The sequence below is a fragment of the Gordoniibacillus kamchatkensis genome, assembly GCF_000829455.1.
Classification (GTDB): domain Bacteria; phylum Bacillota; class Bacilli; order Paenibacillales; family NBRC-103111; genus Gordoniibacillus; species Gordoniibacillus kamchatkensis.
On the sequence record NZ_JXAK01000065.1, the window covers coordinates 1 to 21,807 of the forward strand.

Consider the following 21,807-nt stretch of genomic DNA (forward strand, 5'->3'; position numbering starts at 1 on the left):
GTTCCCTCGAATTACAAAACATGGTGGGAACACGAGTTCAAAGGCGCACGCTCCGCTCTCCGCCCCACATTCCCATCCTCCGCTCCGCCTTTCTCGGGCAACCACCAGCGACTTGCGGTCGCTGTTTTTTTTTTTTTTTGTAAGTCCGCTAAATCTGAATGCCTTCGCGTTCTTTAAAGCGGCGAATTAAAAACTCGCTGTGAACGTTTGTAATCCCTTCGAGCAGCTGCAATCTCTTGAGATACATTTCCACATGCTCCTGATCGTCCATCAGCGCATGAACGTGCAAATGAGGTGCGCCGCTCATTTGGTACACGCTCGTAATTTCCTCATCCGCAAGAAGGGTTTCGGCCACGGTCTCCAAAAGATTCCACTGAACCTCGATATTCAAATAAACCGACATTCTTTTGCCGGCTTTCAGCGGATTGACAATGACTGTAAACTTGTCGATAATTCCTTGTTCGATCAGTCCGTTGACACGTTCCCGCACCGCGGCTCTGGTCAAATTCACCAATCTGCCGAGCTCGGCATGGCTCAGCCTCCCGTTGTTCAACAAATGTTCAAGGATCAGGCTGTCCTTCTCATCCAATTGTTTGAATTGCATTTCCGCGCTTCCTCTCCCACGATAGAATTGTTTTACAATGTAAAAATTGAAATCATTTTGACATGCGATTGTATGACAAATTATTTACATTCGGTGTATAATGGAGCGGTCGCCATATACGAATGTCGGAATCCCGCTATTCTTAGTGTACAGGCATGCACGGGAACGATGCAATCCGAGATTATTTTGCAAACAGGCAGGTGTACCGCATTGATTATGTTATCGCTTGAAATCCTTATGATCTCCATTCTCGCCGGAATTGTCGGTTCGGTATTGGGGCTTGGCGGGGGAATCATTGTCACCCCGGCACTTACTCTCCTATTTGGAGTTAGCATCGAACATGCTATTGGCGCCAGCATTATTTCGGTGATTGCCACATCAAGCGGCTCGGCAATCGCGTATATCCGCGACCGGATTACCAATCTTCGCGTCGGCATGTTTCTCGAGATCGCTACAACTGCAGGCGCGATAACAGGTGCCTTTATTGGCGGATTGGTCGCTCCCCATGTTCTTTACATCGTCTTTGGTCTTCTGCTTATTTATTCCGCGGTGAATATGATGAAGAAGAAAGGGGGCCGGCAAGAGCGGGCGAAAATGAGCCCAGCCGCACAAAAGCTCCGGCTGCAAGGAAGTTATTACGACAAAGCGATCAAACAGGATGTGCCATACAATGTTGGCAACGTGTACGGGGGATTCTCCGTAATGTATGGGGCCGGGATCGTTTCCGGTCTGCTCGGAATCGGGAGCGGCAGCTTTAAAGTCATGGCTATGGATGTGTTCATGAAACTTCCGCTGAAAGTATCGACGGCTACCAGCAACTTTATGATGGGGGTTACCGGGGCTGCGAGTGCGGGCGTTTACCTGCTGCGGGGGACATCGATCCGCATATCGCAGGACCGGTTGCTCTGGGCGTGCTCGCGGGCGCAACGATCGGCGCGCAAATGATGCAGCGCATGAAGAGCAAAACAATCCGGATGCTGTTTATCCCGGTGCTTGTGTATGTGGCCTTGCAAATGATTTTTGAAGGAGCGGGGTTAAGTAAATGATGAATGCAAAGGAGAAAGAAAAAGATGTTTCGGATGTCGAGCTGGCAGTGAGCCGATGGCTCCGGATTGGCGTCTATGTTAGTGCCACTGTTATTATTTTCGGGCTGATTCTTTTCTTCGTTCGAGGCAGCAGCGGTTACCAGGGGGATGCTTATCCAAATAGCTTGCCGGATATTGTTCGGGGAATAATGGCTTTAAGGCCCTATGCCGTCATTATGCTTGGCATCATTCTGCTTATTCTGACCCCCGTGTTACGAGTCGCCATTTCGGTTTGGGTGTTTAAGCGGGAGGGCGACAAGCTCTACGTGGGCATTACCTCCATCGTGCTCGTTATTCTAATTGTAAGTTTTTTACTGGGGAAAGCTTAAATGACGTTCAACGGGGAAGGGGCGTTTAATGAATCAGAGCCGACTAATCGATTGACTCGAAGCAGTCGGCTCTCTGTTTTTCCGGTATCCCATCAACGCCACCGGGGTTAAAGCAACTCTCTCAATTTTTCGATATCTACTTTTTTAATCGACGGATCATGATCGTCAGTAAGCGACGGAACATGATCATCTTTCATCTCCGGATTACGGTCATCCTGCTTGACTGATGCCGGCGCTTCGTCTCCTGCTTCGTCTGCTGCTTCTTCCGTTGCGGCACTGACCGTACTGACTGCAGTAAAACGGGGCTCTTCTTCCCTCTTTTCGGGTACAGTTGCGGAAATTCGTAATATTGCCGATTCCTTTTCATGAACAGAGTCCAATATATACTGAATCCCCTTGGATTTGATTAAACGATCGAGTTGATAGTAGGAATGCTCCAAACCGTCCAGGCGACGACCGGCTTTTTCAATAAACGCTTCTTTGCAAAATCGTGCCAAGTGACGATTTTTTTTAAGCTGTCGATACAGTGCGAAAAAGCGATTGATTTTGCGGGAACTCTTTTCATCGAGATCATTAAAGTTGATTTGAAAAGCAATCGAAGCCTCTTTCTTCACTGCAATCAGCTCCTTGTTTGTAACACTTTCTTTTTTGGTTCGCTGAAGTCAGCGTCTTTGGACAAGAGTAATCCTAATTTGTAAAAGCCTCTGGCGTTCGACAATTGATAATCGTCGACGATATGGATGTCGTTGATAAATTGTTTAAACCATGGCTCTAATATTTTGACTCCCCCGCCTGTTAAAATAACCAGGTCGAACTTGCTTCTGTTTCTCCATCGAATTTGAAGCTCATTGATAATATATTCCGCCGTTTCACGGACGATTTTTTGCTTGATTTCTTTGATCGGAATGGCGAGACGTCTGGAGGCTTGGTAAACGTCATTATCGAATTGAAGCTCGACGCTTTTCGGCGTCGCATTGGCATCGGGGGTTTCGCTGTTAATAAAATCGGCGAGCCGTTGATAAATTTCATGGACCCCTATCGGGATCGTATGCCGGTCTTCCGAGATTGTTTTAAGCGAATCAATTCCATCAAAATCGGTAGTCCCGGAACCGATATCTACGATGCCGATGTAGGAAGTTCCGATTTCCTCCCGAATGATATTTCCTTGCTCGTCGATATACAAATCCAGAATACTCCCCAGAGGTTGGCTTAAAACTTTGCATTCTTTCACGTGGATGATCTTATCGTCATCATTGATCTGAACGATATGGGTGCCCTTGAATACGTTAATAATTTCATTTTCCCGCTTGGTCCCTTTTTCGCGTGGCGGACAGCCGGTAACAAGAAACACCTCAAACGGCCCTACTCCCTCTTGGATAAGACTTGCCACGCCGAATTGACTTAGTAATTTGTAGTGTTTCTGGGAGTATCTATCCTCACTGGTATAGGTGGAGAGAGACCTTCCTTTTGCCTTGTCTACCGATGCCCCCCACACAAATCGTTCTCCCTCGTAAAGAGCGGATTCAAACTCATTGATAATCTCTTCGTTTAAGCCCGCGAAATCTTCCCTTAAAGCGCTATCTCTTGTAAGTAATCTGCTAGGGTAGACCAGCCCTTTTACTTGATCGCTATAACCTTTAAAGTAACCGTTCCCATGGTCTATCCCCATTACAATAAGCTTGTTTTTGCTCATTTGCTCTCCTCCAAGCTAAATGATCCATACCTTGGTTTAGTCATATGATTTTCCGCGTAAGTATGTGACAAAACCCCAGAACAATTTCGGATCCTGCTGGCGGATCAAATGAGTTTTTCGTATAAAATCAAATAATAAGCCGCTGTTCGAGCCCAGGAGTAGCCTTTGATCCACAATTTTGCATGTTTCGCGACTCGAAAGGCAGATGCAGAATTGGAAATATGATAATTGATAGCGGTTGCCAGCTTTTTTGCGTTTTTAGGCGGAATTTTGGTGAGAAACGAATGGGGCATTATTTCTGTCGTGACAAATGTGGAAGCGATAACAGGAAGTCCAAACGATATAGCTTCCAAGACGGTGAGACCAGACCATTCCTTGACGTGCGGAAATATTGCAGCCGTGCATGTTTTATACAAATCGGTTAGTTCATCTCGGCTGATCCATGGGTAGTGAATGATATGCTTTTGAATTTTTAACGTTTTTGCCAGCTCAAATAGCGATTCCTCGTATTCGATGTCGCCGTTTCCGACCATTGTTAAATTGGCTTCGGGATGTTCTTTTACGACTTGAGACAAAGCGTAGAACAGCGTCTCCAGGCCTTTTCGTTCATCGAGTTTCCCCACATACAACAAATGGGAATTTCCTCTTTGGATAGGAGGAGAAGCTTCGTGATTGTTAACCCCCCACGGTACTACGGCAATTTTATCTTTCCATAGGGGGTGGATATTCATCAGCTGCCGTTTATCGCTTCCACAGGATACGACAATTATATCGGCTAAAGCGAAAAGCTGTTCCTGTTGCCAACTCGGGGAACTATCTCCCGGATTGTCTCCCGCCTCAAACTCCTCGTTTTCGAAATTGTGAATCGTATATACGAGCGGAATGTTCCATTTGCTTTTGGCAAAATTGCCTATAAGCAATCCGCTTACGCTTTGCACGTGAACCAAATCAGGAGGCTGGTTTACAAGGAAGGAGGCGATCGCTTCCGGACGAAGTTGAGCATCTGAAAAATACGGCACGAACTGCGGAATGTAAATAATTTGAAGGTTTTGTTCGTTAACCGTCATGATTTCATCGATTTCGCTGCTATGCGAAATGACTGTAACCTGTACACCCATTTTAGCCAAGTACCGGGCCAAATTCGTCGTAGCAACCCCTAGTCCCCCAAATATATATGGTTCATATTCGCTGGTAACCATTAGAATGGAACTCATAGATTTCCTCCCTTTAGGGCCATGTTTCAAAATTGAGAAGGTTCGCTCCGAGCAGAATCCCAATTTTTGGAATAGACTAATACCTTAGACCCTAAGCATGATATGAGGACTCCAAATATAAAGCCTGTTCCTTTGCCTAGCAGAAGATAGGCGTATTACGAGTTCGGCAAAAAAAAGGCGAGTATCGATATAGAATCGTAAAATAACAAATTACGGTCGACAAATCAAACAAAACGGTGTAAATTATGTTATAAATAAACATGAAAATGTTATATTTGAACATTCATGATGAGGTGAGCCAGATGTCTGTGACCGCACGCTATAACCGGTTGTTCAGCGAACATGGAAAATGCTTTGACGTAGCCATTGATCACGGATTTTTTAACGAGTACACATTTTTGTCGGGCATCGAGAATATGAAGCGGGCGATTGAAACGATCGTCCGCGCTGGTCCCGACGCCATTCAGCTAAGCCCGGGGCAGGCGGCCTTATTGCAGGCGATTCCCGGCAAGCGGAAGCCGTCTCTTGTGCTCCGCACCGATGTCGCGAACGTCTACGGCACGAAGCTGCCGTCGCATCTGTTCAGCGAATTGATCGCCAACCCGGTCGAGCAGGCGGTTCGTCTGGACGCCGCGTGCGTCGTCGTCAACTTGCTGCTGCTCCCGGGGCAGCCGGAGCTGCACCGGCAATGCGTGCAAAATGTGATGAAGCTGAAGCCGGAATGCGAGCGGTACGGCATGCCGCTCATGGTGGAACCGTTGGTGATGCTGCCTAACGAGCAGCAAGGCGGATATATGGTGGACGGCGATCTGGCCAAAATTTTGCCGCTCGTCCGTCAAGCCGTCGAGCTTGGGGCCGATATCATTAAAGCCGATCCATGCGACGATGTGGACGAATACCACCGCGTGATCGAAGCCGCTTCCGGCAAGCCGGTACTGCCCCGCGGCGGCGGAAGGGCGTCGGACGAGGAGATTTTGACGCGTACATATGTGCTCATGCAACAAGGTGCTTCCGGCATCGTGTATGGACGCAACGTCATTCAACACGGCAATCCCGAAGCGATGACCAAAGCATTCATGGCCATCGTGCATAACAATGCCACGCCCGCGCAGGCGCTGGAGCTGCTGAAAGGGAGTGTTTAACGGATGGAGAAAATGAAGATCCGCTTCGGCGTCATCGGCTGCGGCTTGATGGGCAAAGAATTTGCCAGCGCGGCCGCCCGTTGGTGCCATTTGAGCAATGTGAATTTCATGCCGCAAATTACGGCGGTATGCGATGCGAATCCGGCGGCGGCGAGCTGGTTTACGGACAACGTGCCGACGGTAAAGAAAGCTGTAACGGATTATCGCGAACTGCTTGCGGATCCGGAAGTGGATGCCATATATTGCGCCGTGCCGCACAACTTGCACGCTCAGCTTTATACCGATATTATTCGGGCAGGCAAGCATTTGCTGGGAGAGAAGCCGTTCGGGATCGATCTGGAAGCGAATCGGCAAATTATGCAAGCGATTCGGGAGCATCCGGACGTGATCGTGCGCTGCTCTTCGGAATTTCCCTTTTTCCCGGGGGCGCAGCGGATTGCCGAGTGGGTAGCCGCCGGACAATTCGGACGAATTATCGAGGTGGAAGCCGGCTTCTGGCATAGCAGCGATCTCGATCCGCGCAAGCCGATCAATTGGAAACGGCGTATCGCCACGAACGGCGAATACGGTTGCATGGGAGATTTAGGGATGCATGTCGCGCATTTGCCGCTTCGTTTCGGGTGGAAGCCGAACCGCGTGCGGGCATTGCTGACCAAGGTGGTCGAGGAAAGGCCGGACGGCCGCGGCGGCATGGTGCCATGCGAAACATGGGACAACGCGATTCTCGCTTGCGACGTCGCCACAGCCGATCAGTCTTTTCCGATGGTGCTGTCGACCAAGCGAATCGCCCCCGGGCATGCCAACACCTGGTTTATTCGCATACTGGGGACGAAGGGATCGGCGGAATTTTCGACGAAAAATCCGAAGCAGGCGGCGTTCCTGCCCTATATTCCCGGCGGGGAACAGGCCTGGCACGTAGCGGATGTGCCTTACAAAACAGCTTACGAGACGATTACCGGCGGCATTTTCGAATTCGGCTTCTCCGATTCGATTTTGCAAATGTGGGCGGCGTTTTGCGATGAACTCGCGAACGGCAGCCGAATGATGCAGCCGTTTACTTGCGCCACGCCGGAAGAAGCCGAGGCCAGCCATAAGCTGTTTACTGCGGCGTTGGAATCGGGGAAAACCGGTCAAACGATAGCGATTCCATGGGGGAATTAGTATGGAAGCCAAGCCGGCGGAAATTACGGTTGCCGGGCACATTTGTCTGGATATGATCCCTGCAATCGGCACCTGTGCGGGCGGCTTGAACGAGCTGCTGATGCCGGGAAAACTGGTCGATGTCGGACCTGCGGTAACAGCGACGGGAGGGGCGGTATCCAATACCGGTCTCGCTTTATATCGGCTAGGCATCCCGACCCGGCTCATGGGCAAGGTGGGGGACGATTTGTTCGGAAAGGCGATACTGGACTTGCTGAATCGCAGCGGCCGCGGTTTGGCCGACGATATGATCGTAGCGCCGGGAGAGATGAGCTCTTACTCCGTTGTAATCAGCCCGCCCGGAATCGATCGCGTGTTTCTGCATTGCACGGGAACCAACGACACGTTCGCTCTTGCCGATCTTGACCTGGATAAGATAGCGGCAACGCGGCTGTTTCACTTCGCTATCCGCCATTGATGAAGCGCATGTACGAAGCGGATGGCGCCGAGCTTGCCGAGCTGCTCGCCAAGGTAAAGGAGCGGGGCGTCACCGTCACGCTCGATATGGCGAAGCCGGACCCGGATTCGCCGGCCGGCCGGGCGGATTGGCACGGCATTCTGCAAAGAGTTCTGCCTTATGTCGATTATTTTTTTCCGAGCTTCGAAGAAATTTTGTATATGCTGGACCGTGCCGAATATGAACGCTTGCTTGCGGCATATCCTCATGATGACATCATACGCTATGCAGCTCCCGAGCTGCTGGCGAGGTTATCCGGCTCGATGCTTGCGATGGGAGCCGCTGCGGTCATGATTAAGCTGGGCGAGCACGGCGTTTACGTACGTTGTTCGGCGGACCGCAACAGGTGGCTTCGAGCGGGAAAGTGTACGCCACCACAATTGGAAGGATGGCTGGGGCGCGAACTTCTCGCCCCCGTGTTCCGTGTGGAAGCCGTTGGTACGACAGGAGCCGGGGATTGCACGATTGCAGGCTTTCTTGCCGGCATTGTGAAGGGGCTGACTTTGGAAGCAACCGTTACTGCTGCCGTAGCGGTTGGAGCCTCCAGCGTGGAGCAGTCCGACGCGACGAGCGGCATCCCCGGGTGGGAGCAAATTCAGGCGCGTCTCGCTCAAGGCTGGGAGCGGCGGCAGGTGAAGCTGAGACTGGACGGTTGGGCTAACGATGAAACGAACGGCTTGTTTTACGGGCCGCATGACAAAGGGAGGGTGTAGGATGATCACGAAACATGAAGCGAAGCAGGCGCAAGAGCGGACGGCGGCATTGTTCCGGCAAGCCGGAATCGTACTGTCCGAAGCGGAGAAGCTCTGCATCGAAATCGCCGAATTCGGTTTGAACGAATTGAACGTACAAGGTCTCGAGCTTGTGACGTATGTGAATACGGACAGGTATTGCGCCAAGGAGCTGGCGCTGTTTCCCCGCCAAACTTGTCCGGAGCATCTGCATCCCCCGGTTGGCGGCGACCCCGGTAAAATGGAAACGTTCCGCTGCCGTTACGGGCAAGTGTTCCTCTACGTGGAAGGGGAGCCGGCCGCCAAGCCGCAGGCGGTCATCCCGCCCGGGAGCGAGCAGTACTATACGGTTTTTCATGAAATTGTGCTGCAGCCGGGCGAGCAGTATACGATTGCGCCGGGCACGAAGCATTGGTTTCAGGCGGGAGACACGGGAGCGGTCGTCTCCGAATTTTCCAGTACGAGCCGGGACGAGTTTGATATATTTACAGACCCGCGCATCGTGCGTATCCCGGTCATTACCGAAGAATAAGAGGCGATATCGGTGAAGCTGTACGGCACAACATGGACGCGCCGCGAAATCGAGGCGCGCGTAGGCCGCATCGAGCAAATTGGCGGCGTTCGCCGGTATCGGTGCTCCGAAGGTCCGGAAGCCGGCACGGAAATGATTCAAGTAAGAACGGGCGGCGGGCTAGCCTACTGGGTGTCGCCGTCCAAAGGACTGGACATTTCGCTCGCCGAATACGGGGGAGTGCCGATCAGTTGGCAGTCCGGCAACGGAGATGTGCATCCCGCCTTCTACGACGCGGGCGATGACGAATGGCTGCGGACGGCGTCGGGCGGCTTGCTCATGACGTGCGGATTGACCCAGGTCGGTTCTCCTTGCGCCGAAGCCGGGAGAAAATTCGGCTTGCACGGCCGGATTCATCATACTCCGGCCCGCCACGTTTCCGTCGTAGCCGAATGGCTGGGCGACGAATATGAAATGCGGATCCGCGGGGTCATGGAGGAAACGTCGATTTTCGGCGAACAGCTGCGCCTGACGCGAACGATTTCCAGCAGGCTGGGGGACAATCGCCTGAACATTGACGATACGGTGGAAAATATCGGCTTTCAGCCGTGCCCTCACATGATGCTGTACCATGTGAACTTCGGCTTTCCTCTGCTTGCCGAGCATACCGTTGTAGAGCTGCCGGCGGCGCGGGTGTCCAGCCGCGATGCAGCGGGAGATCTCGACAGCATCCGCACCTGGCAAGCCCCGGACCCTGGTTGGAGAGAACAAGTATATGATCATCTCCTGCTTCCCGATGCGCATCGGGACAAATGGCCGGTCGTGGCGATTCGAAATCCCGATTTTCCTTGTCCGGCTGCGGGTACCCGGCAAATCTCGGCGGAGCTGAGCTGGGATCCGGCCACGCTGCCGAGATTCGTGCAATGGAGAATGCCCGGGGCCGGTGTTCATGCGCTTGGCATCGAGCCGTCCAATTGCTTCGTATCGGGCAGAGCGGAAGAGCGCAGCAAAGGAACCCTCCGCATGCTTGGGCCCGGGGAAACCGTTATATATCGCCTGCAGTTGAATATCAGGTAAAGGATAGCCATAATAAGGTATTAGCAAGAGCCGGGGGGCAGGAAGAAGCATAATGAATGCAACTCTCAATGATCGCCAGAAGCAAGTGATGGACCAATTGAATCGGGCCGGAGAAGTCAAAGTGACGGAGCTGAAGGAACGGTTCGACGTGACGGAAATGACGGTTCGGCGCGATTTGGAAAAATTGGAGCAAATGGGGCTCGTCAAGCGCACTTTCGGCGGTGCGATTCTGGCCTCCAAAGATATCGCGCTCCACGACCGGAGCATCGTCATGGCGGAGGAAAAGAGCCGGATCGGGCAATATGCGGCCGCGTTGGTGCAGGACGGCGAGGCGGTTTTTCTCGACGGAGGAACGACGACGCTGCAGGTGGCGCGGCATTTTCCCGCACACGCTTCCATCACGGTTGTGACGAATGCCGTGAACATTGCCGCGGAATTGGCGGAGAAGAAGATTTCTACGATTGTCGTAGGCGGCATTTTGGTAGAGGCAACGAATTCGACAGTCGGACCGATCGCGGCCGAAACGATCTCCCGGATGGTATTCGATAAAATATTTTTGGGCGCAACGGGAGTCCATTCGGTTCACGGCTTCAGCAACTCCAACATGTACGAAGCGGAAATCAAACGGCTTGCCATTCAGAAGAGCCGCGAGAGCTATGTCGTTATCGACCATACGAAATTCGGCGAGCAAGCATTGTTTTCATTCGCGGATCTCGGACACGTTCATAAGATCGTATCGGATCAATGGCCGGCGTCGGAAGAACTTGCCGCCGCCCTGCAAGCGGCCGGAACGGAAATTTTGCTTGCATGACCGGGTTATTGCGAAGCGGTCTGGAAAACTCCTGAAAATCCTTTCGCGGATTTCGGGAGTTTTTTCTTTGTCATCGGCAAAGTTCGCATAACGGCAAGGTTCCATTTCTGCGCATTGCGCTATTTCCGGGCTCAGTGTTGCTTTTCGAACTGTGATAAACAGTATTCGAACTATTCAACGCCAGCCAAATTCCTTATTGTGAAATGAGAGATGCAGCGCTGGTTTCATAGCAACTCAATGAGCAAAGGAGCATTCGCCTATGGGGTTCATCAAGGAAATCGCCAAACACCGTCAGCTGTATGTGCTGGCTGTACCGGGCATCGTTTTTCTCGCCCTGTTTTCCTATATTCCGATGTTCGGGCATTTGATCGCGTTCGAACGGTTTCAGCCGGTGAAAGGAGTATGGGGGAGCAAATGGGTCGGCTTGAATAACTTCAAATTTTTTTTCGGCGGGCACGATTGGCTGCGCGTTACGTTCAACACGGTTTATTTGAACTTGCTGTTTTTACTCTTCGGTTTAGGCTTCGCCATCGCGCTGGCGATTATGATTAACGAAGTCGGCTCGAAAATCGCCAAAAAGCTCAGCCAATCTTTCATTTTTCTTCCCTATTTCATCTCGTGGCTGGTCGTGAGTCTCATGATGCTCGCTTTTTTGAGCACGGACGGCATTATGAACCACTGGCTGCAGCAAGCCGGTATCGATGCGGTCAATTGGTATCAGCGCGTGCAGCTGTGGCCGTTTATATTGACGTTCGTTTATGTGTGGAAATTTGCCGGGTATTACTCCATCATTTTTTTGGCGGCGATCGTCGGCATTTCTTCGGAATATTACGAATCGGCCAAAATCGATGGGGCGACCCGTTTGCAGCAAATGGTGTACATTACGATTCCTTCGATTCGGTCGGTTATCGTCGTGCTCATGCTGCTCGGAGTCGGGCGCATCTTTTTCGGGGATTTCGGGATGATTTACGGCATCGTCGGGGACAACTCCATTCTGTATCCGACCACCGACGTGATCGATACGTATTCGTTCCGGGCGTTGCGCCAGCTGGGCAACTTCGGGATGTCATCCGCGGTGGTATTGTACCAATCGGTCATGGGGCTGCTCGCCATCCTGCTCTTCAACCGGTTGGCCCAAAAGATAGATCCCGATTCGAGCTTATTTTAGGAGGATATTATGGAAAATACAGCGGCGGCATTATGGCAGAAGACGGCTCGAACCCGGATCAAAACCGACCGTTCTTGGGGAGAAAAGGCGTTTCTGCTCTTCATGTACGCGTTCATCATCTTGTTCAGCTTGGTTTGCGTCGTCCCGTTCTGGATCGTGCTGGCCAACTCTTTCACATCGGAGGCCAACTTCCTGAAATACGGCTATCAGCTGTTTCCGAATGAATGGAGTTTGGACGCCTATAACTATTTGCTGCACGGAGGCCAATTTCTTACCAGTTATTCGAATTCGTTATTGGTTACGGTAATCGGCACCGTGCTCTCCGTCGTCATCACCGCCATGTTCGCTTACGTTCTCGCGCATCCGAAGGTGAAGTACCGCCGCATTCTTGCCTTTTTGACGTATTTGGCGATGGTGCTTGGCGGGGGGCTGGTCGGCTTTTACATCATGGTCGCAAACTGGCTGCATTTGAAAGATTCCTTATGGGTGCTTATTCTTCCTTATTTATTGAACCCGTTCTACGCGTTCATTCTGGTCGCTTTCTATAAATCGCTCCCCTACGAAATCAATGAAGCGGCGACGATTGACGGGGCCGGAGACATGTATTTGTTTTACCGAATCATCGTCCCGATTTCGACGCCGGTCATTGCGACGGTATCTCTCTTCTATGCGATTCAGTATTGGAACGACTGGTATTTGGCTTTGCTGTTCATCGATAATTACAAGCTGCATCCGTTGCAATTAATGATCCGGCAGCTCATGTCGAATCTCAATGTAGCTTCTTACGTGGGAGGCGGCGCCAGCTATCGGGTAGCGGCTCCGACAAGCGCCATTCAATTGGCGACCGTCTGCCTGACCATCGGTCCGATCGTCCTTCTCTATCCTTTCCTGCAAAAATATTTCGTGAAAGGCATTACGATCGGTGCCGTAAAAGGGTAATAGTCCAGGCTGCCCGAGAAAGGCGGAGCGGAGGATGGGAATGTGGGTCGGAGAGCGCCTTTGAACTCGTGTTCCCACCCTGATTACGAATTCATGGGAACACGAGTTCAACGAAGCCGGAGACCCACATTCCCAATCCGCAGCGCAGCCCTGCTTTCTCGGGCAGAAGGAATATTCGCCAAGGGTTTATCCGAGTTACTCGGTTAACTATTATACAAATCAGGAGGTCATCGACAATGTACACGAAAAAAGGGGTAAGCACCGCTTTGGCCATGGTGATGTTGACAAGCATGCTGGCGGCATGCAGCGGCAAGAGCGGGGAGTCCTCCGCGCCAAATGAAGCCGCTGCCAAGCCAGGCGCCGGAGAGAACGCATCGCAGCAAAAACAGCTCGATCCCGTCACGCTGAAAATTATGGTGCCCGGCGATCGCCCCAAAAATTTCGACGCGGTTATTCAAGAAGCGGAACAACGAATGGCAAACACCTTAAACGTAAAATTGGACGTCGTCTTCGTTCCGTGGGCCGACCTTGCCCAAAAAACGCAAGTCACTCTGTCTTCCGGCGAAAACATCGATTTGATTTTCGATGCGCCATGGCTGCATATTACCCAGCAAATCGCCGCCGGCAGCTACGCGCCGCTCGACGACCTGCTGAAGCAGTACGGTCCGAACATTATCAAGAACCGCCCGCAGCAAATGTGGGATGCCAACAAATTCGACGGCAAAATTATGGGCATACCGAACGGCAACTCGTTCCTGCAAGGGCGCGTCTACTATGTCAGAAAAGATTTGCGCGAACAGCTCGGGATCGCCCCGATCAAAACGTATGACGACCTGATCAAATTTGCGTACGCCGTGAAAGACAAAGTGCCGAACGTCACGCCGTTTATACCGGCCGGCCAAGATGTGACCCAAGGCTTGTCGGAAGGCGCTTTCCGCCATTATTGGGCAGACAATAAGGAGAAAATTGCGCCGAGCCCCGCCCTCCCGGAATCCCTCATTCTGTACACGAAAAACAACGACGGCAAAGTGTACAATCTGTTCGATCAGATGGAGCCTATGGTCTGGTCCTGGATCCAGAACGCCCGCAAGCTGTATCAGGATAAAATCATCAGCCAGGACGTGCTGGCCATTAAAGATATCAACGATCCGGCCAAGCAAGGGAAAGCGGCCATCGTTCCGCATAACGAATTCGGCGTGGCAAGCGATGTCCAGCAAGCGTTGAAAAGCGCCAACCCGAAGGCGGAATTCGAAGCGGTTACGTTCATCAATCAGGAGAAGGGCGCCGTGCTGACGAATTCTCTGCAGTATAACTTCATTGCGTGCCCGTTGCGAGCAGCATAAGGAGCGCGCCATTCAATTCCTCGATTGGGCCAATCAGAAAGACAATTACGATTTGCTGGCTTACGGGATCAAAGACAAGGATTGGGAAGCGGTTGGAGACGACCAATATAAGTTCAAAGGCACAGGTTATACATGGTTCCCGTACGTATGGATTTGGAATCCGACTACGGACCGCCAGGACGCCAGCCAGGATGAGACGGCAAAGAAGCTGAACAAGTGGGCGGCGGACGCAAGCAACTTTACTGTCGACAAGCTGTCCGGATTTACGTTCAACAACGCAGCGGTGAGCAATGAGATTTCCCAATATACAAGCATCGAAGCCAAATACTATACCGCTTTGTTCAACGGCGTTGTCGATCCCGACTCGTACTGGGCCAAATTCAAGGCGGAAGCTGCTCCGTTAGCCAAAAAAATTCAAGCGGAAGAGCAAAAACAAATCGACGCGTTTTTGCAAAAAAAATAAGGCGGGCTGCATCGGGGCGTACTTGTATGTTTTAATGAATAGGAGCAAAGACAGGCTGGCCGGGAAAGGCGGAGCGGAGGATGGGAATGTGGGGCGGAGAGCGCCTTTTGAACTCGTGTTCCCACCATGTTTTCGAATTCGAGGGAACATGAGTTCAATGAAGCCGGAGGCCCGCATTCCTAGGTCCGCAGCGCAGCCATACTTTTCGGGCAGCCTGGCAAAGAACGACTGAAGGGGTAATCATATGCTGCGACTGCTGCCGGAGAAAACATACCTTCGCAACTTTTTGAATATGGGAATCTTTTTTACGGTCATCATTCTCATCTTCTCCTATTTGTTAAGACAGCAATACGCCAAGCAAGCATACGACGATATGGATCACATGATGAACATCAAGACCGACAGCGTGAGCCAGGCGTTCGAATATCAGCTGGACCATCTTCGCTCTTACGCGCTCAACATTTATCAGGATACGGACATATTCAACTGGCTCATGTCCGATCGGAACGATCCTTTAGCCGCAGCCTCCGCATTAAAATCCGTATCCAAATATATGAGCTTGCAATCGTACATTGCCGCAACTTACTTGATTAATATGAAGACGCGGGAAATGATTCATTCCAAGGAGGGGATACATCCTTTTGCCGAGTTCGCCGACCAGGACATGCTGGCCCGGATCCGGAACCGTCCTCCCGCTACGTTAAGATTTTTCAATCACGATACCGGAACCGGGTCGTATTTGGCGTTAATCGTTCCGGCGAACAACGCCCAAATTGCGAGCCAGGGATACGTTGTGATTTTACTGGACAAACATTTGCTGGAGAAATATTTGCTGCAAAATCTCAACGACGCTGCGACGAACGTCACAATTGTTGACGGACAGCAAAATCCGATTTTGGGCGGATCGGATGCATTCGATGTGAAGCAGGTTGTAAAACAAGCCCTCAACAGCCATGAAGCGACTTTCAACCATAATGTTTACCTCGTCTATTCTCATCCGTTCAAATTGGAAGACTGGACGCTGTACTCTACGGTCAAAGTGAAGGATATCAGCAAAAATATCGATAACATCCAGCTGGAGCTGCTGGCGATGTGCCTGTCTTTGCTGCTCATCCTTTCGGCTCTTACGTATTGGAACTCGCGCCGCCATTTCAAGCCGTTCAGCCAATTGGCCAGCCAAATGAAGCAAACGGTCGCTTCCGCCCTGCCGCCATCCGAACAAAGCAAAATCACGGAATACGGCATCATCAAAACAGGCCTCGACCATATGGCGAAAACGATGGAAGAAATGGACAGCATGCTTCGCAGCCACCGGGAAACGGTCAAGAACGAATTTATGCGGCAATGGCTCCTGCAGGGAACGTTCAATGCGGCCATTCAAGACTACATGAATCAAAATTTGTCTTCGCTTCTGTCCTCCGACATTTATTTGGCCGTTATTCGCATCAATCGCTTTCAATCGTTTTCGGAGCGGTATTCGTACGCTTCAAGAAAGCTTCTGATCTACGCGATGGGGAATATCGCAGCGGAGGTGCTCCGGAATGGCGGATTTACGTCCGAAACTGTCGATTTGGGAAGCGATCATTTCGTCGTCGTCATCGGCGGCGGAGCCCGCGATACGGCTCCGTCGCAAGCGCTGCACGACGCAAGGGAGGCGATCGGACAATGGCTGCAAGTTGACGTCACCGTTGCGCTGAGCAAGAAAACGGCCGTTCAGGCCAATATGCGAAGCTTGTATGACCGCACCTACGATTTAACTTTATTACGATTTTTTAACGAGCAGGATCAAGTTTATGTGGAGGAGGATTTGGGGCATTATTTGCCGGGGCGGCAAACGGATTTGGACGAAACGCTTGTGCAGAGGCTGATCCAGTCCGTACGCAAGTCCGATAAGGATCAAGTTCGCGGCCAATTGGACGAATTGTTCGCGAAGCTCCAGAACCTGACGTATGCCGAATGCCAGTTCCAGTTGAAGCTGCTGCTCTTCCATATTTTTAAAGCGTTTACGAAAGTGATGGTGGACCAGGAATCGGACGGGGTAGACCGGCTCCTGCAACAATTCGATACGTTATCGGACGTGAAGGATTGGATCTACCGGCATTTTGTCAAAATCATTGACGGCGTTGCGCTCAAGCATTCCGCTTCCAACCGGAGAGAAGAATTGGCCGCGGAAATATTCGACTATGTCAAGCAGCATCTCCATGATCCGATGCTGACCCTGGAAAGCATAGCCGACTATTTGGTGCTGTCCGTAAGCTACGTCCGGCTCGTGTTTAAAGAAACGTACCTCGTCACTTTGTCCGATTTCATACATCAGGAGCGGCTCGAGCAAGCGAAGCAGCTGCTCGTCACGACCGATTGGCCGGTGCTCGACATCGCGGAAAGATCCGGCTTTCAATCGAAAACGACGTTCTTTACGTCCTTCAAAAAATATACGGGGCTAACCCCCAACCAGTACCGCGAGCAAAACCGCGAATGACTCGCTTGGGCTGCTCGAAAATGATGCGGAGGTGGATTTCATGTTATCGGGAATATGCAAAAAAATGATCGTTTTCCTTCTGGCGTCGGTGCTTGCGCTATGCAATGCGCCAGCCCTCTTTGCCGCGGACAGCGGGCAAGAGACGCTCGACAATTTGTTGGCGGCGGATATGGATACGCATTTTGACGGGGGAACAAGCCCGTTTACGCTGACCAACGCGGCATCCGGGGGCTCGCAAGCGATTGTGCAAGTGAACGGAAACAACGCGCTCGAGTTTCGCGACGCTTCGCTCGGCACGAACGTATCGAGCACGTTCACTTATCGATTGACGAGCGGCAAGCTGTTCAACCGCATTAACGAAATTTACAGCATGCCGGCGGGAAGCGCTCCGGTCGAATTCGTTTTCGAATACAAGCTGGGGCGCAGAGCTGCGAGCGATAAGCCGGTAGCCAAAGATATTTATGCCCAAATTCAGTTCGGCAACTACGACAACAACCTCATTCCGCGCTTTCCGACCGGTTCGCCGTCGCCGAGCATTACGGGAACGGCTGCTTATACGAACAACACGCCGGGATTGATGCTGACGGTTAACGATAAAGATATATCGACTTATCGATTCAAAGTGGTCCCCAACGGAGGGGTGCGCAAAATTACGTTTGTCGAGCTGGGCTTCTCCGTCCGCGTCGATACCGGCGGCACAGACGAAGCTTACGCCGTCGACGATTTGGCGGTTTATGAAGTGAAGACAGGTCAGGTGCAGGATTCCGAACCGCCGGCTGCGCCTTCGAATTTGGCGGCCGCGGGCGTAACGGATACGAGCGTTAACCTGAGCTGGACGGCTTCGACGGACAATGTGGGCGTCACCGGCTACGACATTTACCGTGACGGCAGTTTGATCGATTCTGTAAGCGGTGTCACGACGACGGACGCCGTGATCGGGCTGTCGCCGAATACGGCTTACCGCTTTACCGTCAAGGCGAAGGACGGAGCGGGTATCGGCTGCCAGCAACGAAGTATCGGTGACGACGAACCCTTCGGCCGGCGGGCTGCCCGAACCGTTCGGAGACCGGGATATCGGCAGCGTAGGGCTTGCAGGCAGTGCAAGCTACAGCCCCGATACCGGCACGTTCCGGGTCAAAGGTTCCGGGACCGACATCTGGGGAACGGAGGATGCGTTCCATTACGTATACCGGTCTTGGCAAGGCAACGGCGAGATCGTGGCGCGCGTGAACAGCGTGGAGAATGCGGCCAGTTGGACAAAAGCGGGGATTATGATTCGCGCGAGCATGGCGAAAGAGTCGCCTTATGCGATGATGGCGGTTACGCCTGCCTATGGGGTTGTGTTCCAGGACCGTCTGCAAGCGGGCGGTGCTTCCACCCAAACGGCAGGGACGAACGCTGCGGCGCCGTACTGGGTGAAGCTTGTACGCGAGAACAACGTCATCAGCGCTTACGATTCGAGCGATGGCACCACCTGGAAGCTGGTCAAGAAAGAACTGATGAGTTTGCCGGATACGGTTTATATCGGACTTTCAGTGACGAGCCATAACAACGGAAGGCTGGCTGCGGCGGAGTTTAGCCAGGTGAGCGTCGGGCTGGTTCCCCCTTCGGACAGCAGCAACTCCCCGTATCCCGGCACGGTCGAGAGCAGAAGGCAGTGGCTGTGGGACAAGACGAAAGCGATGTCGGAAGAAGGCGGACCGCTCAATATATCGCAATATGTTGCCCAGCTTCTCGACGGGCAGGACGTTGCCGCCAACCTTAAGAAAATCGACACCATGTTTCAAGCCTACGATCCGGAGCAATATAAAACCGTTGCCAAAATGTACGCCTATCTGATGGCAGGCAATCAATTCAGCAGCACGATGATGGACCATGTCAAATGGTACTTCTCGCAGTATGCTTATGCCAAGCTGCCGCAAACGGAAAATCTCCGATTGAGCAACTATACGGCAGGCTATTTGGTCGGGCAATATTTGCCCGATGTCAAAGATTTGAACGGAAAGTCCGGAGCCGAGCTGAAAAGCTTGAACCGGGCCAATATCGAGGCGATGATTAACGCTGGGGTTCATTACGGATGGGCCGAATATGAAAGCCCGGAATACACGTTCATGTCTTACTTTTGCCTGAACGCTTTGTATCAATATTCCGACGAGCCGGATTTGAAGCAGAAGGTCAAAATGGCGATGGACGTCATGTGGTTCGAGTGGGCGAACGACTGGATCGACGGCTACTTCATCTCTACGTCCAACAGGGCAAAGGGCGACAGCGTTTCCGCGAGCGACTTGTCTTGGCGGGGAGCGGACCATACGGCTCTGGCCTGGATGTATTTCGGCGGCCACCGCGCGCAGGTCGGGATCGGCGACACGGACAATTTGTCACCTGCGGCTTATCGCCCGTATCTGGAATTTTTGGGGATGGTCATTTACCGCGGAATGAACTATGTGCCGCCGGAAATGGCGGTTCGCATCGGACAAACGACCGACAAAGCCTATACGTCCCGCAAAACCAATTTGCAAAATTCGAGCGGACGCAATTTGCAGACGTACCGCCAAGCTTATGTCAAGCCGGCGTGGGGCCTTTCAACCGAAGTTACCTACAAACGGGTGGACAACTGGATTGAAGATATTCCCGTAGAATTGCGCTGGCACTCTTCTGCGCCGAACCCGCTGTTCCGGTTGTCGGCGGATCAGGGCGACGCTCCTATCGGCAATTACGATCAGCCGGCCAACCACCGCATTATGCAGGATGGAAAAGCAGCTGTGGGCGTATTTAAATTGCTGAACAGCCCGAGCTCCAATTATCTCAACGCCATGTTTCCGGACACAGGCTCGATTAAAACCCGGCAAGAGCAATCCGGATGGGTGTTTTGCGATACCGGTCCGATGTATTTCGCCTTCAAGATGATAAAGCCGTATTCCTGGTATTATCAGACACCGACAGATCCGGCGAACAAAGTAAAAACTACGGCCCGGCTCCATCCGACCAACCAGCTTTCATACAACTACAATATTTTGCGCAGCCAGGCCGATACGAACGGTTGGGTGCTGGAAACTGCAGATGCGTCGGAGTACGCGGACTTCGCCAGCTTCAAAAACGCCGTTCTGGCGAAAACGGCGGTAGACAGCACGCACATCGACGAAACGAACCCGCGCCTGATCTACAAAAGCTTGAGCGGGGATGTGCTGGACATTACGTTCGATGACGCTGCAGCCGCCTACAATAACGCCCACAAAATCAACAATGCGGCCGTCAATTACTCCGCCTTCAAGCTGTTCGACACGCCTTGGCTGCAGCAGGATCAAAATTCGGATACGTTTACCGCAACTCTGGGCGGCGAAACGCTGACTTACAATTTTGCCAATTGGACGATTACGCAAGGTGCCGGTCTGAAGGAAGTGACGCTGTCGGCCGACAAAACAGCGCTGAAACCGGGCGAAACGGCTTCGCTCCGCCTGAGCGGAACGTTAAACGATGGCACGCCGGCCGATTTGAGCAAAGCTTCCGTCACATTCAGCACAAGCAACAGCGCAGCGGTCGCGGTGGATGGGCAAGGCGCCATCACTGCCGTTCAGGAAGGAACGGCGCAAGTGAAAGCGGCTGTAACGCTTGGCGGGACGACGGTGGAAGCCGCTCCTGTAGCGGTAACGGTTGACGGCACGCCTCCCGTCACTGCAGCTGTGACCAACCCGGCGCTTCCGGACGGCCAGAACGGCTGGTTCGTCCATCCGGTTGCGCTCAGCCTGAACGCTGCGGACAATTTATCGGGTGTAGCCAAGACGGAATACAGTTTGGACGGCGGCGCCGCCTGGGTGCCGGTACACGTCTCCGTTAACGTTCGACCAAGACGGCAAGATCACGGTCAGCTATCGTTCGACGGATAATGCCGGGAATGTGGAAGACGTAAAAACGATCGACATCAAGCTGGATACGACAGCCCCCGTCACCGCAAATAACGCTCCTGCGGGGTGGGTAAATAAAGACGTAACGGTAACGCTCACCGCCAGCGACAGCGGCTCCGGCGTGGCCTCCACCTGCTATACTGTGGACGGCGGGGCTGTGCAGGAGGGCACATCCGTTGTCATTACGGCGGAAGGCAAACACGTCATTTCCTATTGGAGCGTTGACAAAGCGGGAAACGTCGAGTCTCCGCATACGGCGGTCGTGCAAATCGACAAGACAGCGCCGACGCTTAAAGTCGTTATGGATAAAACGGTTTTATGGCCGCCAAACCATCAAATGAACACAGTAACCGCTTCCGTCTACGCCGATGACAGCTTATCCGGCATTGCCTCAGTCGTCCTTACATCCGTTACGAGCAGCGAACCGGACAACGGGTTAGGAGATGGCGATTTGCCGAATGACATTCAAGGCGCGGATATCGGCTCCATGGATACACAGTTTGATCTTCGGGCCGAAAGAGCCGGCAGCGGCAACGGACGGATTTATACGATTACCTATACGGCTCTCGACCATGCAGGCAATAAAACGACGGCAGCATCGACCGTAACGGTCCCTCACAGCCAGTCCGGCAAATAACGGCTCGAATGCGACTTTTCCC

Annotated in this window: 20 protein-coding genes and 1 pseudogene; 17 read left to right on the forward strand and 4 right to left on the reverse strand. The window is 52.4% G+C overall.

Annotation, left to right across the window (positions count from 1 at the left end; translation table 11 throughout):
* Positions 1–148: 148 nt before the first annotated feature.
* A complete protein-coding gene (locus tag SD70_RS26980) occupies positions 149–604 on the reverse strand; it encodes an Lrp/AsnC family transcriptional regulator (RefSeq protein ID WP_041051397.1) in 456 nt (151 codons plus the stop codon).
* 216 nt (positions 605–820) lie between these two features.
* Here SD70_RS26980 and SD70_RS26985 point away from each other — a divergent pair.
* Both SD70_RS26985 and SD70_RS26990 read left to right on the forward strand, forming a co-directional pair.
* Positions 821–1,650: pseudogene (locus tag SD70_RS26985) on the forward strand (sulfite exporter TauE/SafE family protein).
* Positions 1,650–2,018 (forward strand): DUF1634 domain-containing protein, encoded by a 369-nt coding sequence (locus SD70_RS26990; RefSeq protein ID WP_041051436.1) that lies wholly within the window; start codon positions 1,650–1,652, stop codon positions 2,016–2,018. Before SD70_RS26985 ends, SD70_RS26990 begins: the two are co-directional and overlap by 1 nt.
* A gap of 107 nt (positions 2,019–2,125) precedes the next feature.
* Here SD70_RS26990 and SD70_RS26995 read toward each other — a convergent pair whose 3' ends face one another.
* The 3 genes from SD70_RS26995 to SD70_RS27005 form a co-directional block, all read right to left on the reverse strand.
* Complete coding sequence (locus tag SD70_RS26995) at positions 2,126–2,632, reverse strand: hypothetical protein (protein ID WP_041051399.1); 507 nt, start codon at positions 2,630–2,632, stop codon at positions 2,126–2,128.
* Between the two features lie 5 nt (positions 2,633–2,637).
* Positions 2,638–3,711 (reverse strand): ParM/StbA family protein, encoded by a 1,074-nt coding sequence (locus SD70_RS27000; RefSeq protein ID WP_041051400.1) that lies wholly within the window; start codon positions 3,709–3,711, stop codon positions 2,638–2,640.
* A 104-nt stretch (positions 3,712–3,815) separates the two neighbouring features.
* A complete protein-coding gene (locus SD70_RS27005) occupies positions 3,816–4,925 on the reverse strand; it encodes a glycosyltransferase family 4 protein (protein ID WP_041051402.1) in 1,110 nt (369 codons plus the stop codon).
* A 302-nt stretch (positions 4,926–5,227) separates the two neighbouring features.
* Here SD70_RS27005 and SD70_RS27010 point away from each other — a divergent pair, with 302 nt between their 5' ends.
* The 15 genes from SD70_RS27010 (at position 5,228) to SD70_RS27070 (ending at position 21,785) form a co-directional block, all read left to right on the forward strand.
* Positions 5,228–6,067 carry a class I fructose-bisphosphate aldolase gene (locus SD70_RS27010; RefSeq protein WP_041051404.1) on the forward strand — a complete coding sequence of 280 codons (840 nt, stop codon included), beginning with the start codon at positions 5,228–5,230 and terminating at the stop codon, positions 6,065–6,067.
* A gap of 3 nt (positions 6,068–6,070) precedes the next feature.
* Complete coding sequence (locus SD70_RS27015) at positions 6,071–7,228, forward strand: Gfo/Idh/MocA family protein (protein WP_041051406.1); 1,158 nt, start codon at positions 6,071–6,073, stop codon at positions 7,226–7,228.
* Between the two features lies 1 nt (position 7,229).
* Positions 7,230–7,685, forward strand: a complete 456-nt coding sequence (locus SD70_RS38695; protein WP_231571573.1) for a carbohydrate kinase family protein — start codon at positions 7,230–7,232, stop codon at positions 7,683–7,685.
* Between the two features lie 8 nt (positions 7,686–7,693).
* The gene (locus SD70_RS38700) at positions 7,694–8,437 is read left to right on the forward strand and encodes a carbohydrate kinase family protein (protein ID WP_231571575.1); all 744 of its coding nucleotides are present in this window, start codon (positions 7,694–7,696) and stop codon (positions 8,435–8,437) included.
* 1 nt (position 8,438) lies between these two features.
* A complete protein-coding gene (locus SD70_RS27025) occupies positions 8,439–8,987 on the forward strand; it encodes a D-lyxose/D-mannose family sugar isomerase (RefSeq protein ID WP_041051408.1) in 549 nt (182 codons plus the stop codon).
* 12 nt (positions 8,988–8,999) lie between these two features.
* Positions 9,000–10,043, forward strand: a complete 1,044-nt coding sequence (locus tag SD70_RS27030) for an aldose 1-epimerase family protein (RefSeq protein WP_041051410.1) — start codon at positions 9,000–9,002, stop codon at positions 10,041–10,043.
* 52 nt (positions 10,044–10,095) lie between these two features.
* The gene (locus SD70_RS27035) at positions 10,096–10,854 is read left to right on the forward strand and encodes a DeoR/GlpR family DNA-binding transcription regulator (RefSeq protein WP_041051411.1); all 759 of its coding nucleotides are present in this window, start codon (positions 10,096–10,098) and stop codon (positions 10,852–10,854) included.
* 259 nt (positions 10,855–11,113) lie between these two features.
* Entirely contained in the window at positions 11,114–12,022 is a 909-nt protein-coding gene (locus tag SD70_RS27040; RefSeq protein ID WP_041051413.1) for an ABC transporter permease, read from the forward strand.
* A 9-nt stretch (positions 12,023–12,031) separates the two neighbouring features.
* Positions 12,032–12,961, forward strand: coding sequence for a carbohydrate ABC transporter permease (locus tag SD70_RS27045; protein ID WP_082053697.1), 930 nt, complete (start codon positions 12,032–12,034; stop codon positions 12,959–12,961).
* Between the two features lie 236 nt (positions 12,962–13,197).
* A complete protein-coding gene (locus tag SD70_RS27050; protein WP_231571577.1) occupies positions 13,198–14,304 on the forward strand; it encodes an extracellular solute-binding protein in 1,107 nt (368 codons plus the stop codon).
* Entirely contained in the window at positions 14,279–14,767 is a 489-nt protein-coding gene (locus tag SD70_RS38705; RefSeq protein ID WP_231571579.1) for a DUF3502 domain-containing protein, read from the forward strand. Before SD70_RS27050 ends, SD70_RS38705 begins: the two co-directional genes overlap by 26 nt.
* A 244-nt stretch (positions 14,768–15,011) precedes the next feature.
* Complete coding sequence (locus SD70_RS27055) at positions 15,012–17,246, forward strand: helix-turn-helix domain-containing protein (protein ID WP_041051415.1); 2,235 nt, start codon at positions 15,012–15,014, stop codon at positions 17,244–17,246.
* Positions 17,247–17,286: 40 nt separating this feature from the next.
* Entirely contained in the window at positions 17,287–18,795 is a 1,509-nt protein-coding gene (locus SD70_RS38710; protein ID WP_041051417.1) for a fibronectin type III domain-containing protein, read from the forward strand.
* A gap of 1,354 nt (positions 18,796–20,149) precedes the next feature.
* Entirely contained in the window at positions 20,150–21,130 is a 981-nt protein-coding gene (locus tag SD70_RS38715) for an Ig-like domain-containing protein (protein WP_231571581.1), read from the forward strand.
* A gap of 10 nt (positions 21,131–21,140) precedes the next feature.
* Positions 21,141–21,785, forward strand: a complete 645-nt coding sequence (locus SD70_RS27070; RefSeq protein ID WP_041051422.1) for an OmpL47-type beta-barrel domain-containing protein — start codon at positions 21,141–21,143, stop codon at positions 21,783–21,785.
* Positions 21,786–21,807: the final 22 nt, after the last annotated feature.

Excerpts from the sequence above, each read along its gene's own strand:
- SD70_RS27050 (WP_231571577.1), top strand. The coding sequence starts at position 13,198 with ATGTACACGAAAAAAGGGGTAAGCACCGCTTTGGCCATGGTGATGTTG.
- SD70_RS27025 (WP_041051408.1), top strand. The coding sequence starts at position 8,439 with ATGATCACGAAACATGAAGCGAAGCAGGCGCAAGAGCGGACGGCGGCA.
- SD70_RS38710 (WP_041051417.1), top strand. The coding sequence starts at position 17,287 with ATGTTATCGGGAATATGCAAAAAAATGATCGTTTTCCTTCTGGCGTCG.
- SD70_RS26980 (WP_041051397.1), bottom strand. The coding sequence starts at position 604 with ATGCAATTCAAACAATTGGATGAGAAGGACAGCCTGATCCTTGAACAT.
- SD70_RS27015 (WP_041051406.1), top strand. The coding sequence starts at position 6,071 with ATGGAGAAAATGAAGATCCGCTTCGGCGTCATCGGCTGCGGCTTGATG.
- SD70_RS26990 (WP_041051436.1), top strand. The coding sequence starts at position 1,650 with ATGAATGCAAAGGAGAAAGAAAAAGATGTTTCGGATGTCGAGCTGGCA.
- SD70_RS27035 (WP_041051411.1), top strand. The coding sequence starts at position 10,096 with ATGAATGCAACTCTCAATGATCGCCAGAAGCAAGTGATGGACCAATTG.
- SD70_RS27040 (WP_041051413.1), top strand. The coding sequence starts at position 11,114 with ATGGGGTTCATCAAGGAAATCGCCAAACACCGTCAGCTGTATGTGCTG.
- SD70_RS27005 (WP_041051402.1), bottom strand. The coding sequence starts at position 4,925 with ATGAGTTCCATTCTAATGGTTACCAGCGAATATGAACCATATATATTT.
- SD70_RS27000 (WP_041051400.1), bottom strand. The coding sequence starts at position 3,711 with ATGAGCAAAAACAAGCTTATTGTAATGGGGATAGACCATGGGAACGGT.
- SD70_RS27045 (WP_082053697.1), top strand. The coding sequence starts at position 12,032 with ATGGAAAATACAGCGGCGGCATTATGGCAGAAGACGGCTCGAACCCGG.
- SD70_RS27055 (WP_041051415.1), top strand. The coding sequence starts at position 15,012 with ATGCTGCGACTGCTGCCGGAGAAAACATACCTTCGCAACTTTTTGAAT.
- SD70_RS38715 (WP_231571581.1), top strand. The coding sequence starts at position 20,150 with ATGATAAAGCCGTATTCCTGGTATTATCAGACACCGACAGATCCGGCG.
- SD70_RS38700 (WP_231571575.1), top strand. The coding sequence starts at position 7,694 with ATGTACGAAGCGGATGGCGCCGAGCTTGCCGAGCTGCTCGCCAAGGTA.
- SD70_RS27010 (WP_041051404.1), top strand. The coding sequence starts at position 5,228 with ATGTCTGTGACCGCACGCTATAACCGGTTGTTCAGCGAACATGGAAAA.
- SD70_RS38695 (WP_231571573.1), top strand. The coding sequence starts at position 7,230 with ATGGAAGCCAAGCCGGCGGAAATTACGGTTGCCGGGCACATTTGTCTG.